11 protein-coding genes and 1 pseudogene are annotated in these 15,382 nt (G+C 61.5%); 3 read left to right on the forward strand and 9 right to left on the reverse strand.

Annotated features, from left to right (window positions below):
* Positions 1-36 precede the first annotated feature (36 nt).
* Genes FJV77_RS15115 through FJV77_RS15130 form a run of 4 tightly spaced genes read right to left on the reverse strand, consistent with a single transcriptional unit; the run spans position 37 to position 4,139 of the window.
* Positions 37-987, reverse strand: coding sequence for a glycosyltransferase family 2 protein (locus FJV77_RS15115; RefSeq protein ID WP_246691268.1), 951 nt, complete (start codon positions 985-987; stop codon positions 37-39).
* Positions 977-1,927, reverse strand: a complete 951-nt coding sequence (locus FJV77_RS15120) for a glycosyltransferase family 2 protein (protein ID WP_142867595.1) — start codon at positions 1,925-1,927, stop codon at positions 977-979. The genes FJV77_RS15115 and FJV77_RS15120 overlap by 11 nt, the downstream gene beginning before the upstream one ends.
* Positions 1,924-2,922, reverse strand: coding sequence for a glycosyltransferase family 2 protein (locus FJV77_RS15125; RefSeq protein ID WP_142867596.1), 999 nt, complete (start codon positions 2,920-2,922; stop codon positions 1,924-1,926). Before FJV77_RS15125 ends, FJV77_RS15120 begins: the two co-directional genes overlap by 4 nt.
* A 44-nt stretch (positions 2,923-2,966) precedes the next feature.
* Positions 2,967-4,139, reverse strand: a complete 1,173-nt coding sequence (locus FJV77_RS15130; RefSeq protein ID WP_142867597.1) for a glycosyltransferase — start codon at positions 4,137-4,139, stop codon at positions 2,967-2,969.
* Positions 4,140-4,623: 484 nt separating this feature from the next.
* Between FJV77_RS15130 and FJV77_RS15135 the strand changes: the two genes are divergently transcribed.
* From FJV77_RS15135 to FJV77_RS15145, 3 genes and pseudogenes are all read left to right on the forward strand, one after another.
* Positions 4,624-5,910 carry a glycosyltransferase family 4 protein gene (locus FJV77_RS15135; RefSeq protein WP_142867598.1) on the forward strand — a complete coding sequence of 429 codons (1,287 nt, stop codon included), beginning with the start codon at positions 4,624-4,626 and terminating at the stop codon, positions 5,908-5,910.
* Positions 5,911-6,192: 282 nt separating this feature from the next.
* A complete protein-coding gene (locus FJV77_RS15140) occupies positions 6,193-6,987 on the forward strand; it encodes a family 16 glycosylhydrolase (RefSeq protein ID WP_142867599.1) in 795 nt (264 codons plus the stop codon).
* 330 nt (positions 6,988-7,317) lie between these two features.
* Positions 7,318-8,370, forward strand: a pseudogene (locus FJV77_RS15145) (polysaccharide pyruvyl transferase family protein); the annotation flags it as partial.
* Between the two features lie 225 nt (positions 8,371-8,595).
* Here the strand turns inward: FJV77_RS15145 and FJV77_RS15150 are convergent.
* The 5 genes from FJV77_RS15150 to FJV77_RS15170 all read right to left on the reverse strand — a co-directional run bounded on the left by FJV77_RS15150 (position 8,596) and on the right by FJV77_RS15170 (position 15,369).
* Positions 8,596-10,059, reverse strand: coding sequence for a lipopolysaccharide biosynthesis protein (locus FJV77_RS15150; protein ID WP_142867600.1), 1,464 nt, complete (start codon positions 10,057-10,059; stop codon positions 8,596-8,598).
* A complete protein-coding gene (locus FJV77_RS15155) occupies positions 10,056-11,390 on the reverse strand; it encodes a glycosyltransferase (protein ID WP_246691269.1) in 1,335 nt (444 codons plus the stop codon). The genes FJV77_RS15150 and FJV77_RS15155 overlap by 4 nt, the downstream gene beginning before the upstream one ends.
* 56 nt (positions 11,391-11,446) lie before the next feature.
* Positions 11,447-12,688, reverse strand: coding sequence for a glycosyltransferase (locus FJV77_RS15160; RefSeq protein ID WP_142867601.1), 1,242 nt, complete (start codon positions 12,686-12,688; stop codon positions 11,447-11,449).
* Positions 12,689-12,926: 238 nt separating this feature from the next.
* Complete coding sequence (locus FJV77_RS15165; RefSeq protein WP_142867602.1) at positions 12,927-14,006, reverse strand: glycosyltransferase; 1,080 nt, start codon at positions 14,004-14,006, stop codon at positions 12,927-12,929.
* 31 nt (positions 14,007-14,037) lie between these two features.
* The gene (locus FJV77_RS15170) at positions 14,038-15,369 is read right to left on the reverse strand and encodes a UDP-glucose/GDP-mannose dehydrogenase family protein (protein WP_142867603.1); all 1,332 of its coding nucleotides are present in this window, start codon (positions 15,367-15,369) and stop codon (positions 14,038-14,040) included.
* Between the last annotated feature and the right edge of the window lie 13 nt (positions 15,370-15,382).

Genomic DNA, 15,382 nt, shown 5'->3' on the forward strand with positions numbered 1-15,382 from the left:
TCCCACCTTTCGGGATCATGCCCTGGCCCGCATGCTTCATCTCCCCGTCCCCACGGCAAACTGTGCCGCAACCCTCCGCAGCCGGACGGCGATCGGCATCGACATATGCCTGACAGCTGCCGGATCACTTAGCGCGGTGCGTATCGCCTTCAACGGCGAGCGCGCCTTTATGTGCTGGACCAGCGACAGGAACGATGCCGCCTTGCGCAGGCTGCGGGCGCGCCTGGCGAAGGCGGCCGCGGCAGCCGCGTCCATGGAATTGGTCTCCGCGAAGACCGCATCGGCCTTTCGCATCGCCTCGACATGGTGAAGTTCGAGCACACGCGAGATCGAGCCTGTGCGGATGTGGTAGATATAGCCGGTCGTCGGCTCGACCACGCATTTGCCGCCCTTGGCCAGTGCGTTGGCGAGCAGGATGTAATCCTCGCCGATGCTCAGATTTTCATCATAGCGGAGCCCGCTTTCGGTCAGGAAGCGGCGCTGGAAGATCGGCTTGAGATAGCCAAGATTGAACGTGGATTCGAAAACGACGTTGCCGGCGATGTAGTCGGCGAGCGTGATCTCACGCAGGCCTTCCAGATATTCGGCGGGAAACATCGTCGCTTCGGCAACGCCGTCTTCGCGTACCACCTGGAGGTTGTCGACGGCGATGACAGCGCCTGCCTTTTCCGCCCGCGCGATCATGGCGGAAAGCCGCCCGGGAAGAACGGCATCGTCGGAATCGAGCACCGCGACCCAGCGGCCGGAAGCCAGCTCGAGCCCGGCATTCCTGGCGCCGCCCGGTCCGCGGTTTGCGGGCAATGCGACGACGCGGACGGTGTCCTGCGGGTAGGCTCTTGCGACGTCGAGCGTGTTGTCGCGCGACTGGTCGTCGACGACGATGATTTCGACGCTCACATCGCGCTGGGCCATGGCACTGACGATCGCCCGGTCAAGCGTGGCCGCGGCATTGTAGGCGGCGATGACAAAGGAGACGTCAGGCTGCACGCTTGCCTCCTTGCTGTGGCGAAGGCAGGCCGTATTGGCGGATCTCGCTGATACCGACCAGGCCGCTGACGACGCCGACATGCATGATGCCGCGCAGCACGCTGCGGTTGCGTCGGACCGGGCTGATCGCCGTCAGTGCCGCCATGCCGAAACAGTAGGCGGCCTTGGCCGAGGCAAGGCCGACGTCCTTCGCACGTCTGGCAGCACCGGCATTTTGGCCGATGAGGTGGCCATGTGTCTGGCCGAATCGGAAGCGGCGGCGGCGCAGCCAGTCGAACGCGGCTCGGGCGGAAGGCACTACTTCCTCGACCCAGGCTTCCGGAGCGAAGGCGATGCGGCCACCGTCCCTGACCATCCGATCGAAGAATTCGGTGTCCTCGCCGCCGCTTTGGCCGCGCGCCAGGCTAAAACGCCGGTCGCGCAGGCTGTCGGCGCCCATTCTGAGCAGCACGTTGCAGGTATAGCCGGTGCGGATTTCGCCATGCACCCAGACCGGCAAGGTCGAATGGAAATCGCCCTTGCGCATCCAGTCCGGCGCGTCCGCGCGGTAGAGCGCCCGCACCGGACCGAGCACGGCCTCGGCGCCGCTCGTCTCGGCGGTGGCGACCAGCTCGGCAAGCCATTGCGCGGAGGCGGTCTCATCATCGTCGATGAAGGCGACAAAATCCGCCGTGCTGGTGTCAAGACAGGCGTTGCGGGCGACCGAGATGTTGCGTGCCGGGGCATGCCGGTAGCGGACCAGCAGCTTCAATTCCCGCGCCAGCTCGGTCACCAGCGCCTGTGCGGTCGGCTCGTCGTCATTGTCGGCGACAATGACGCCTATGCCGAAGCCGGCAGGCATGTTCATGGCAGCGAGCGAGCGCAGCGTTTCGGCCAGTTCCGGCCGGCGAAACGTGCAGACGCAGATATCGATGCGGCGATCCCTCGAGGCCATGCTCATGACGCCACCTTGCGCTGCGAGCGCGCCCCGAGCAGTTGCAGCCAAAAGCCGACCGACCAGCCGAAATGCATGACCATCGCCGAAATGCCGGTCAGGACATTGTTGGGGTTGCGCTGGGCAACCGCGGTCCAGACGCCATAGCCAATACAGACCGAGGCCCAGACCAGCAGCGGCACCGCCGCCAGCCAGTGGATGAAGGAAAATGCCGCGAGAAGAACGACCGGCGCCACCAGCAGCGGGATCATCTGCCGGACCTTCGGGATCATGCGGTGCTTGAGCACGTTCTTGGCGCGGCCGCGGCCATAGCCGAGATATTGGAAATACAGGCCTTTCAGCGAGGAACGCGGATAGTAGACCATCTGCGTCTTGCCGCTCATCCAGATGCGGTAGCCTGCCTGACGCAGCCGGTAGTCGAGCTCGGCATCCTCATTGTGGCTGAAGGTCTCGTCATAGCCACCGACAGCGGTGAAGGCTGAAATCCGGATCAGCGCGTGATGGCCGTGATCGACCCATTCACCGGCCGAGAGGTGCCGGTGCTTGGAGCCACCTGTGCCAAGCTTGGAATTCTGCGCCGCCGCGACCGCTTTCTGCACCGCGCCGCTGCCGCTGGTCAGCATCGAGACGACGACCGAATCGGCCGATGTGGCCAGCGCCTCCTCGACCAGCCGGTCGCAATAATCGGCGGGATAGCCGCCATGAGCGTCGATGCGGATCAGATATTCGGCGCCGGCGCCGTAGCTGGCGACGGCGAGGTTGATCGCCGCGCTCTGGATGCGCTTTGGGTTGTGCAGGAGGACGACCTGAGGGTCCTTAGCCGCGACTGCCTCGATAATGGCCAAAGTGCCGTCGGTGCTGCCGCCGTCGGCAACGACGATGCGGGCGCCGAGCCTTGCAGCGGCTGGCTGCAACTGCTCGAGCAATGCACCGATATGCGTCGCCTCGTTCAGGCACGGGATAACGATCAGGCTTGCCGGAAGCACTTTCGTTTGCGTCATCGGTGCCTTCCCGCGCTCTGTATTTTTGCCATCGCCAATCATCCCTAAGCCAATGCCTCGGTGACGAACGGGCCGGGGACCGCCGCCAGACCGCGCAGCCTGTCGACAAAGGCGCGGCAGTCGCTGCGGTCGTAGCTCCATGTCCTCGGATTGCGGGCCAGCACGCGCGCCTTGGCCTTGCCGAAGCGCTTCTGGTCCATCCGGCCGAGCGCGGTTTCCAGCGTCTGCGGCGTGGCGTCGGACAGCAGGACGCCAATGTCCTGCTGGTTGAGGAAGCGCCCGGTCTCGGTGTCACCCATCGAGATCGGCACGGCGCCGAAGCGGCAGCCTTCGTAGAGGCGGTTGGGCAGCAGCCATTCCGAATTCTGCCCTTCCTCGAAGAAGTCGATGGCCCAGGAGAAATGCACTTCGCCGTAGATGGCCGCCATGTCTTCCGGGTTGCGGTAGGGCCCACGGAAAGAGAGATAGGGCTCGGCTTCGACAAAAGCGTGGAAATCCGGGAATTCCGAGAGTGCCGGACGGCCCCGCAGGACGACCTCGAAGCGCCCGCCTTGGCGGCGCGTGAAATCGGCCAGCAGCTCCAGCGAGCGGCGGCAGCGCAGCGCGCCGAACCAGCCGATGCGCCATGGCGGCGCGACAGGGTTTTCGGCCTTCAAGCGATCGTCCGTGGAGACCGGCGCGGTTTCGAAATATTTGTTTTCGACCAACTCCACCGGCGCTGCGACTTGCCCGAACGGCTTGAAATAATTGGCGATGAAGGCCGGCGAGCTGGTCACCAGAAGCTTCACGTCGCGGGCGAGATAGCGTTCCGCGGTGCGCAGCGCCCGGCCCAGCATGTCGTTGCGCAGCACCAGGCGGTGGATGTCGAGGCATTCGTAGACAATCGGCACGCCGCTGCGAAAGGCAGCCTTGGCACGTCTGGCCAGCGCCAGCATTTCCAGATTGCGCGCGATGATGAGATCGGGCTTCGGCATCGCCCCAAGCTTCGAGCCTATCGACAGCGCCGCCTTGGCGACCGCCGCCATGCGCTGGCCGAATCGGCCGTCACGCGTCGCGCCAAGGTCGATCGGCTGCAGCCCCTCGACGTCGGGAACAGCATTTGTGGTCCGACGGAAGCCGGCCAATGTGACCCGCGCGCCGCCTGCCCTGAGCATTATGATCCGCCGGCGCACGGCCGGGTCGGAAACGTCGTGCACAAGGTACAAGACATGCAGCATGAAAACTCGACCGCTGTTGGCCCACCCAAGGGAATGCTAACCCAGCTTTTGCTGCATCGCAACATTTTTGGTGCACCGTAGCAAAATTAGCCACCTCTACCGCGCCGCACAAATATATCGCCTGAAGTCGGTAGCGCGCAAAAACTGGCTACACAGGTGAGCCGCAGAAATGGAACGACATGCGGAGCCGGCAGTTTCGGGCAATTTTGCCCCCGTGCGCGGCAAAATCGCGATCCGATCACGCCGACCATCAAAACTCCGATGCCGGTGATCGTGGTAAACCAATTGCTAATATTGTGTTGCACCGCAACAAAAAATGATGTTGAATTCACCCTAGGGAAGTTGGGCTTTTGAATTGGCTTGGGGATCCGCGCATGCATTCTGTTGCAGTGCGGGAAGATGGATGCATGGCAGCTCTGCTGCACCTTTAAATTAGCTTGCGAAGACCCCTGATGCCAACTGTTTTAAGACGGGTGGGTGCTGTATGGGCAAGTCTCTTCGTATTGCCGTCTATGACGACAAGTATCCGACCAGTTTCGTTACGCCGCGAGCGTCCCGACATACGATCCTGCGACAGCGATTTCTGCCGTTCAACCTGGTCTCGTCGAAGCTGGAGGGCGTGACGCTGATCGAACCTGCTCTGTCCGTTGACATGGTGCATGCGTTCAACCGGATACCTGTCAATTCCTCGAAGTACATCATGTCATTCGAATCCCATTTGCCGCGGCAGTTCGCGCTTCGCAAACGCGGACTTATGGCGCGTTACCTGGTCTCGCGGATAACGAACCCCGGCTGCCGCCGCATTATCGCCTTATCGCATTTTGCCCGCAGATGTTTTCTGGCCCAGCATGCCGGAAATCCGCAGCTAGACCTCCTGACCGCAAAGCTGATGGTTCGTCACCCGAATATCGTCGTGCCCCCGGTTGAGGATGCGATGTCCCAAGACACCGCAGCGGAACTGGTGCTGACATTCGTCGGTGCCCATTTCGGCCGCAAGGGCGGATGTGTTGCGGTCAAAATCGCGGAAAAGGCGTTGGAGCAGAATTTGCCAATCCGGGTGAACATCGTTTCCAGTCTCCAGGTTGGCGGTCCCATATGGACAGACCCGACAGCTCCAGGGTTCTTCGACCCCTATCTCAAGCTGCTCGGACTGAAGAATGTCCAACATCACGGGGTGCTGCCAAACCAGGCGGTGCGAAAATTGCTGCGCAATTCGCATTTCGGTATCCTCGTCACGTTCGGCGATACGTTTGGGTACTCTGCGCTGGAATCGATGTCCGAGCACACTCCGGTTCTTGGAACGGGGGTCTGCGCTCTTCCGGAATTCCTCGAGGATGGCGTCAACGGGATTTCATTGCCAGTGAAGCTGAACGCGGTCGGTGATTGGTGGAACCCGGGATACGACTTCCGCGGCGACGCGAATTTTGCCCAATATTTCCGCGATGAAGTCGAGCGCCTTGCCTGCCTGGCCATTGACCGGTTGAAGACCTATATCGGCCACCCCGAACTGATGGCGCCGCTACGGCGCCAAGCCCGCAGGACGGCGGAAACCATGTTTGCGGCCGAACCCGCAGGCGCATTTCTCGATGCGCTTTATGATCGTGTTGCGCTGGAGCGCGCGACGGATCCGGCGCAACTCGATCCGGCTCTTGACGTTTCCTCTCCGCAATCCTTGCCGGCTGAATCCTTGCCGTCCGTATCATCGCCGTTTGTGCCGAATGAAAATACACCGGAGCAACCCCATCGCATCCCGACCGCCTCCGCGGCTTGAGCACCCGGGCACCGCTCCGAAAGTAGCGACCGCGGTTGCTTTGCTGTTGCGCATTGGCCCGCCGATCGGAAGGGGGCGGTTTATTTCCGGACGGTGGGGCAAAGGAGAGCGAATTTGCTGCTTCGCAACATTTTTGATGCAGTGCGGCGAAAAATTGCCATATCCTTGGTGCACGGCTCAATCATCAAGGTGGCACGTAAGCTGATACACGTCGAAGAGCCGCATCAAACGGCCGGCTTGAAGTCGCCGCCGAAAAGTTAAAGGCGCCAACGGAGGCCATGCATGAATTGCACACGCAGAAAACTCCTGGTGCTTCTGGCTGCCTCCACGGCAGTGCAGTCGGTTGCTGGACAGGCGCTGGCGGAGAGCGTTGTGGCAGGAGCCGGGGACGCTGCCCTCGACAAGCTTCCCGACTGGTCGGCGGTCAAGCTCCAGCTCTGGAAATACACCAATCCCTTCGTGCCGTCGCAATGGAGCGAGCCCAAGCTCGGAGGCTATGACTGGAAGGCCGCGAACGTCAAAATCGTCGACGGTGCACTCCAGCTTAGTGTCAGCGAGAAAGCGTCCGCGCAGGTGATATCCGGCGGAAAATCCGATTCTTCTTCGGCAAAGTGGGAAGTGGACGTAACGCTCCCGACGATGAAGCCAGGGTTGATCGCAGCGCCTCTTTGGACATTCAACGACAAAGCCCATGAGGAAATCGATTTTGAGATCGTCGGCACGAAAGGGTTGCAGCTCACCGTCTGGGCGGACGTCGACAACCAACACAAGAGCGTTTGGGTAAAATGGATCCTGCTTGGGGATCTGTCGGGCAAGCGATACCGCCTTGGCATAGAGTATGAGGCCGGGAAACGCGTTGCCTTCTTCATCGATGGGAAGGAAGCTGCTGTGGTTACGCCGGCTGACACCACCGACGGCGCCTTTCCGAACCAGCCCATGAAGCCATATTTCGACCTTTGGGTTGCGGCAGGCGCTGTCATGGACACACGCTGGGCCGGCAAATGGGAACCAATGGATGCCTCGGACAGATTGGTCATGACACTTCACGGTTACAGGCGAAGCGATATCGGCCCGTGAGGGCGAGAAACCGGCAGCGAAAGCTGCTTATGTCGAATATCGAGCAGATGGTTGGTCGTGCCGGTACGACTTGATGCTGCATCGCAACATTTTTGGTGCGGCGTAGCAATAAGTGCACGTTTTTTGTTGCAGTGCAAAATTGATCAGCTAATCTCGGACCTGCTTGAGCGCCGCTCGAGCCGTGCGTTGGCCACCAGCCCGGTGCAACGCCCTAAATCGTGACGCGGACCGCATCGGGATTGTCCTGGCGTGCAGCATTTTCGGTCACTACGCCCGTCTTGAGCACCGCCGGCTTGGCCGCGGGACCTGCTGACGAAATGAGGTAATTCCATGAAGATCGTCGTCGAAAACACAGTCTGCCTGAATACCGGAGATGCGGCGATTCTGCTGGCGATCCGCCACATTCTCAAGACGATCGTGCCGGGCAATTTGCGGTTCGCCGTGTTCGACAGCCAGCCCGAGGTTGCGGAAAGGCTCTATCCGAAGAAGGATTATCCGGATCTCGAATTTCACAAGCTGCTGTCGGAATCCCTGTTCCGATACAAGAATGGCAGCGGGCTGAAGGACCGGCTCAAGCCGATCTACAATCGGCTTGTACTCCAGGCTTTGCGCTGGTTTGGCAACAGCAGCGCGCTTGGCACTATTTTCAGCCAGAACGACCGGCGCGGTCTCGATATCTACGCCGACGCGGACATTGTGGTCACGACAGGGGGAACTTATCTCGTCGAGAACTACAATCTCGAACGACGCCTCAATCAGTTCCGGCTCGATGCCATATTTGGCAAGGATCCGGTCTTCTTCACGCAATCCCTCGGCCCGTTCAACAAAAGTTACAATCGCCAGGAGCTTGGCCCGATCTTTGACCGCAGCCCGCTCATCCTGCTGCGCGACGAACGGTCGCGGACCCATATCCAGGATCTGGTGAAGGACCTCGGCAAGTGCCACGTGGTGGCCGATGCCGTATTCGCCCTGGCCGATACCGACAGGATCGGCAAGTCACTCGCTTCCAGCCAGCCGCCGGCGCCGACTGGCCGCGTCGCCATTTCCGTGCGCCACTGGAACTACGTCAGCGACGGTGAAGGCGGCATGCGCCGCTATCTCGATTCGATCCGCGAGATCGCCACCATTCTTGTCAGGGACCTTGGCAAGGAGGTGACCTTCGTCTCCACGTGTCAGGGCGTGCCTGAATATGCCCATGACGATTCCAAGACCGCGCGGGCGATCGTCGCCGAGCTCGATCCTGAGATCGCCAGGCATGTGACCGTCGACGCTGCGTTCCACACGCCGGACCAGTTGATGGCGCTGGTCAAGGGCTTCGACTTCGTCGTCGCGACGCGCATGCACATGATGATCATGTCGCTTTGCGTCGGCACGCCGGTGCTGCCGATCGCCTATGAGTTCAAGACCAAGGAAGTGGCCAAGCGCATAGGTGTCGACGATGTGCTGCTCGACATCGACACCGTGACGCCCGCAGAGGCGCGCGAAAAGCTCGGCCGGTTTGCGGGAAATCTCGACCGCTATCGCAACACAAGCCTTCAGGCCGTGCTTGAAGAACACGCTTCGGCAATGTCGGCCACAAGCCTGCTGGCGCCGCTGATCGGCGGCCGCTCAGCGGATGTTGCGCGCGGCGTTGGACAGGGTGGTGAACAAAGCGCGTCGCGATTGCGGGACGGCAAGCATGAAAACGAGACCGATGCCGTAGTTGAGAGCAAGCGCAAGAAAGACCGCGAGCAGGTCTGACTGGCCGGTCAGAGACGCCGGCAACCACAGGTACAAGAACCAGGCAAGCAGGGACGAGGCGATGAAAAGCCCCTGCATAAGCAGGAAGTCGGCGGCGGTCACCGGACCGACGCGATGGACCAGTACCGCGAGCACGGGAACGCGCAGCACGTAACCACTGATGGCATAGGCCGCGGCAACGCCGACGGCGCCCCAATGCAGGCCGACGACGAAGGCGGCGACGGTCGTCAGCGACGAATAGATGCCCCAGTGGAACATGGTCTTCGTCTTGCCCTGACAGATGAATATCCACCCCGTCGTGCTTGAAACGGACTGGACCAGGCTGGCGATGCCCAGCCAGGCAAAGATCGGCGCGACCGGCGCCCAGCCCGCGCCGAAGAGAAGGCCGACGATCTGATCGGAGGTCAGCGTCAGCGCGGCGATGCCAGGCATGGTAACGGCCGCCAGCATCCAGTTGGTGCGCACATAGATATCGCGAAAGCGGGCCTTGTCGTCGTGGATGCGGCTGAGCAGCGGCACCATCACGCGCGTCAGCGGCTGGTTGATGTTCTGCAGCGGGAACAGCAGGAGCTTGTAGGCGCGGTCGTAATAGCCGAGCTCGATCGCACCGGAATATTTTCCGATGAGAATGTTGTCGAGATTGCGCGAGAAGAAGTTGGCGAGGTTGAAGCCGGTCAGGTTGGCGCCGAACGACAATATGTCGGCGTCGACTTTCAGATCCGGCCGCAACGGCGTCCATCGCGCTACCCGCCAGGCGGCGGCCAGGGCGACAACCGCCGAAACCGCCGGGCCGATGACCAGCGACCAGTAGCCGAGCCCCGCATAGGCCGCGATCGCGGCGGCCAGAAGTCCGGCGGCGGCGCTTATCACGTCGTTCAGGGCGAGCTGGCCGAACTGCAGGTGGCGATTCATCAACGCCAGCGGCACCGCGGCCAGACTGCCGAGAAGCAGCGGCAGGGCGGAGCCAAGGGTGATGCCGGACATGCGTTGATCGCCGTAGAACGCGGCGACGGCAGGCGCCAGGCCGGCCACCACCACGGCACTGCCCAGCCCGACGAGCGCGCTGATCCAGAACACCTGGTTGAGTTGCTGGTTGGTGATGTCCTTGCGCTGCACCACAGCCTGCTGCAGGCCCAGATTCTGAAGCAGTCCGACAAAGGCCACGATCGGCCCGACGGAAGCCACCAGACCGAAATCCTCGGGAACGAGCAGACGGGCGAGCACGATGACGGAGAGAAACTGGATCGCCATCTTGAAGCCCTGGGCGCCGATGGTAACCAGCCCGCCGCGCAGGGCGACACGACCGAATTGGGGGGGCGGATTGGCGTTCATGCAAGCGACCTCGCTTCGCCAAGCTGCATGGCGATTTCCACGAAATGTTGGTTCAGCAGATCGGAGTTGAACTCCGCCTCGATCTTCTTGCGCGCAGCGAGGGCGATCTCTTCACACGGCTTTGGGTTCTCAGCGATCCAGGCAAGTTTGCCGGTCAGCGCCGCAACATCCCGCTCAGGCACGAGAAAACCCGTCTTGTGATCATCGATCAGTTCGGGAATCCCGGAATGATATGTGCTGACCACCGTCAGGCCGGCGGCCATCGCTTCCATCAGCGAAACCGGAATGCCTTCCAGATCGCCATCGCGCGCGCCGACGCTGGGCAGCAGGAACACATGCGCATCGCGCAGACGCTGCTTGACTTCGCTGTGCGGCCGGGACCCAAGAAAACTCACCCTGTCGGCGATACCGAGATTTGCGGCGATCGCCTTCAACTCCTCAAGAAGTTCGCCGCCGCCGATCACCGAATAGACCCAGTCGCGCCGCGGCAGGCCGGCAAGCGCGCGAAGCGCATATTCGATGCCCTTCTTTTCGGTCAGGCGGCAGACCGAGATGAAAGAGAGCGTGGCCTGCTCCCACGAGCGCCATTGGTAGTCGATCTCATTTGGCCGCACCCCCATATGATGAACCACAACCTGCTCGGGCGATGCACCGACCTCAATCAAGGCATCGCGGAAAAATGCGTTTACCGGCAGTTGAAGAACGCCCTTTTCGAACACGATTTTGTAGCGTGCGAGCGTATTGTCATGCAGCGGCTCGCCGACATCGCGGCCGTGAAATATCGTCACCAGGGGAGCGGAAATCCTGCCGCGCTTGATGGCGCGCGCCACGCGCATGCCGTTGTTGCCAAAATGGGCGACGATGACGTCGGCGCCCTGCAATTTTCGAGCGTGAGCAATGTCGATGGCCGTCGAGAGCTTGTCCCAGAACCTGCCGGACCACTTCCTGAGCAGCGGGCGATAGCGACCCAGACCGCCCCACCAGCATACGACTTTTCCTGGCAGCGCCTGCCAGCGCGGATCGTCGATATTGCGGTCCTTGCCGAAGGACGTTTCGTTGCAAACGACACCGACTTCCATGCCGCGCTCAAGGCACCCGGCTATCTGGTCGAGAACGAAAGTCTCGGACAATGAGGGAAACTTGTCGACTACGAAGCAAATCTTCATCGGCAGAATGCGCCCGTGCGGGGAGCTGGTGTGCCCCTGGCGACAGCCGGGCGGAAAACGTCGTGCGCGAGGCACAAGACATGCAGCATGAAATTCGACCGCTGTTTGGCCCACCCGCGCAGACGTTAGTACAGGTCTTGCTGCACTGCAACATTTTTGGTGCAACGTAGCAAGATTCGTTCGATTTGGCGTCTCTGCCGATCAATCCCTCAAGGGCGGCGTCAGCCGGCAGATGAAGGATCCGCCAAGCCCTCGGCAACGCCGACATGCCTGGCAGGTTCAGATGCAAAGCCTTGCGCGGCCAGCTGGATAACGATCTGCGCAAAACGTTCGTTCAGAGTATCTGCGTTGAAGTCCTCCTCGACCTTGCGGCGTGCGGCAAGCGCAATACGCTCGCATTCCGCCGGATGCTCCGCGGCCCAGGCAAGCTTGCCGGCAAGCAGTGAAACGTCTCGCTCGGGTGCAAGCAATCCTGTCTCACGATCCTCGATGAGCTCCGGGATTCCCGAATGATACGTGCTGACCGCAATCAACCCGGCGGCCATCGCTTCCATGAGCGCGACCGGAATGCCTTCCATGTCGCCGTCATTGGCGGTGATACTCGGAAGCAGGAAGAGATGCGCCTTGCGAAGCCGTTGTTTCACCTCCGCGTGAGGGAGACTGCCGAGGAATGTTACGCGCCCGGTCAAACCCAGTTCCAGCGCCAGCTTCTCCAGATCCATCCGCAGTGGGCCGTCGCCGATAATGTCGTAGCGCCAGTCTATCTCAGGATGGGAGGCCTTCAGGGAGGCCAGGGCGCGCAAGGCGAACTCGACGCCTTTCTTTTCGACCAGGCGGCAAACCGTCGTCACGACCAATTGGATGCCTTCCCACGATTCCCAGCGATAGCCGATTTCGAGGGAATCAATTCCCATATGATGGACCGTCGTGCTCGCCTGGGACAGGCCGGCTTCCAGCAGCATCGTGCGGAAGTAATTGTTGACGGGCAGGTTCAGGGTCCCATGCTTGATCAGTCCAGCGTATTGCGTCGAGAGCACTGCCTGCCGCGCCGGAATCGCCACGTCCGCGCCGTGGAAGATGGTTATGACCGGTGGTTTGAGAACCTTCCATTTCTTCAGCGTGGCTGCTCTCTCGCCGTTCTGTCCGAAGTGAGCGACAATCACGTCACAGCGGTTCAGGCGGCGTACAAAAACAATATCAAGAGCGGTCGAAGCCTTGTGTCGCAGGCGCGGCGGCAGCCGCCGCACGAATTTGCTGAGTCCCGCGGCCCATCGCCACCAATGTTGAGTTCTGGCGACCAGCGTCGCCATCGGCTCGCTTTGCCGGTCGATTCGGTCGTCACCTTTCGTCCTGTCGCATACGACCTCCACGTCGAAGCCCCGCGCCAGCAGCCCAGCCATCTGGTCTGCGACGAAGGTTTCCGAAAGGAGGGGGAATTCGCCGACGACAAAGCCCACGCGCATGACCCGCCCATAAGGTTGGGGCTTGCCCGGACCCCCAAGCGGTCCATATCGCACAAGCCCTAATGTAGACAGGCAGAATACACGTTGATTGTTGCGGTGCCACAAAAATATTGCACTGCAGCAATCAAAAGTGATCAGGAAGGATCGGCACGCGACGCTTGGAACTGGCTCATGGAACCTTGCGCGACTGCCATCGCCCGGCGCCGCAGCGTGTCAGATGAATTCCAACGGGTCGCGTTTAGGCTGCGCGCTCCAGGCCGAGACGCCTTGCGCTGTCGAGCACGCCCATGAACGTGGCAAACTGACGGTCTGGGTTCATTTGCGGCCGCTCCGAAAACTGACGTGCTGCCGCTGACAGCCGCTTGTACTCGGCCTCATCGCTCCACAGCCGTCTGACCGCTGCGACCCAGTCGGCGAGCGGGGCGTCGTAGTCCAGCACCACGCCACCGGAGCCGATCGCTTCCGGCAGCCCGCCGCGCCGCGAGCCGACCACAGGAATGCCGCTGCAATGCGCTTCCGACGCCACCCGGCCCCAGGCCTCTTCCCATTTGCTGGGCGCAAGCAGGATTTTCGTGCGGCCGTAGACCGTCTTCATGTCGCTGGTGCGGCCTTCCAGCTTGACGTTTTGGAGGGGAGAGATTGTTGCTTCGATCCGGGCCCGGTGATCGTCGTCGAGCTTCCAGCTTTCGACGAACAGGAACGGGATCTCGGGACAGGCGGCGGCAAGGCGCACCGCAAGATCGAAGCCTTTTTCCTCATAGGGATTGATGAGGGTGACAAATTCACCGGTCGTCGGTGTGCTGTAGAACGCGGGATTGATGGTCGGGGGAATAACCGTCGAATCGATATCGAATTTTGCCTTGTAGGCGCGCGCGGTGAACTCGGAATTGGCGATATAGAGTGCTGAATGCAGTTCGCGCAGGTCACCGGCCAGTTCATGGAATTCGACGTTCCTGAGGTAGACAACGACAGGCACGCCTTTGGCCTGCAATGCCTTGCCGATCGGAACCGAATTGTGGCACTGCACGACCGCGACATCCGGCCTCAACTTTTCGACGGCGAAGCCCGCCGCTTCCCAGGGAAACCACGCCCGCACCACCGGATAGCCCGGGAAATTGTCGATGACCGCGCGCTGGCGAAGGAGCTTCATCTTGGCGCGCGCCCTGAAGCCGAACATGCCGTCGCCGAACAAAGCTGCCAGCACGGATGCCTCGTGACCGTTCTCACGCAATTGTTCGACTAGGTGGTGGGTGCTCGACTGAACGCCGCCGCTGAACTGCGGCGTGTAGCCGGTGCCGCCTGCAAACAGAACTTTCATGAACCTAGCTCCTCGTTGTGCCGCCCTGCCCTCACGCGGCCATCCTGCCGATCGAGAAATACTCGATGCCGTGGCGGGCGATGACCTTGGGATCGTAGAGGTTGCGGCCGTCGAAGATGACCGCCGTGGTCAGCGCATCCTTGACCGCGTCGAAGGACGGGGCGCGGAAATTCTTCCACTCGGTGGCGATCAGCAACGCGTCGGCGCCGCGCAGTGCTGCCTCCTTGGTGCCGCACAGAAGCAGATCGTCGCGCAGGCCGTAGATGGCCTGGCATTCCTGCATCGCTTCGGGGTCATAAGCCTGCACATTGGCGCCGGCTTTCCACAGCGCTTCCATCAGGACGCGCGCCGGCGCCTCGCGCATGTCGTCGGTGTTGGGCTTGAAGGCCAGGCCCCAGAGCGCGAAGGTCTTGCCCTTGAGATTGCCCTTGAAATAGCGGTGCACCTTGTCGAACAGTACCGACTTCTGCTCGTTATTGCGCTCCTCGACGGCGCGCAGCAGCTTGGCGTCGAACTTGACGCCTTCGGCGGTCTTGATAAGGGCGCGGACATCCTTGGGGAAGCACGAGCCGCCATAGCCGAGGCCGGGATAGATGAAGTGGTAGCCGATGCGCGGATCCGAGCCGATGCCCTTGCGCACCTCCTCGATGTCGGCGCCGAGCTGCTCGGCCAGATTGGCCATCTCGTTCATGAAGGAGATCTTGGTCGCCAACATGCAGTTGGCGGCGTACTTCGTGAATTCGGCGCTGCGCACGTCCATCACGATCATCTTCTCGTGGTTGCGGTTGAACGGCGCATAAAGCTCGCGCATCACCGCCTCGGTGTCCTCGCTGTTGGTACCGACGATGATGCGGTCGGGCTTCATGCAGTCGGCGACGGCGGAGCCTTCCTTGAGGAATTCCGGATTGGAGGCGACGTCGAAAGCCAGATCCTGGCGGCCGCGCGCCTTCAGCGTCTCGGCGATTTTGGCCTTGACCTTTTCACAGGTGCCGACCGGCACTGTCGACTTGCCGACCACGATCTTGGGGCTGTCCATCTCGCGGCCGATGGTCTCGGCCACCGCCAGCACATATTTGAGGTCGGCCGAGCCGTCCTCGCCGGGCGGCGTGCCGACCGCGATCATCTGGATCTCGCCATGCTTGACGGCGGCGACGGCATCGGTGGTGAACTTGATGCGGCCGGCGGCGTGGTTCTCCTTGACCAAGGCCTCCAGGCCCGGCTCGAAAATCGGCACGAAGCCCTGGTTGAGCCGCTCGACTTTCTTTTCGTCGACATCGACGCACACCACCTGGTGCCCGACTTCCGCCAACACCGCGGCCTGCACGAGACCGACATAGCCAATTCCAAAGACCGTCAAATTCATTCGGGTTAATTCC

It is taken from the genome of Mesorhizobium sp. WSM4306 (genome assembly GCF_007003975.1).
Classification (GTDB): Bacteria; Pseudomonadota; Alphaproteobacteria; order Rhizobiales; family Rhizobiaceae; genus Mesorhizobium.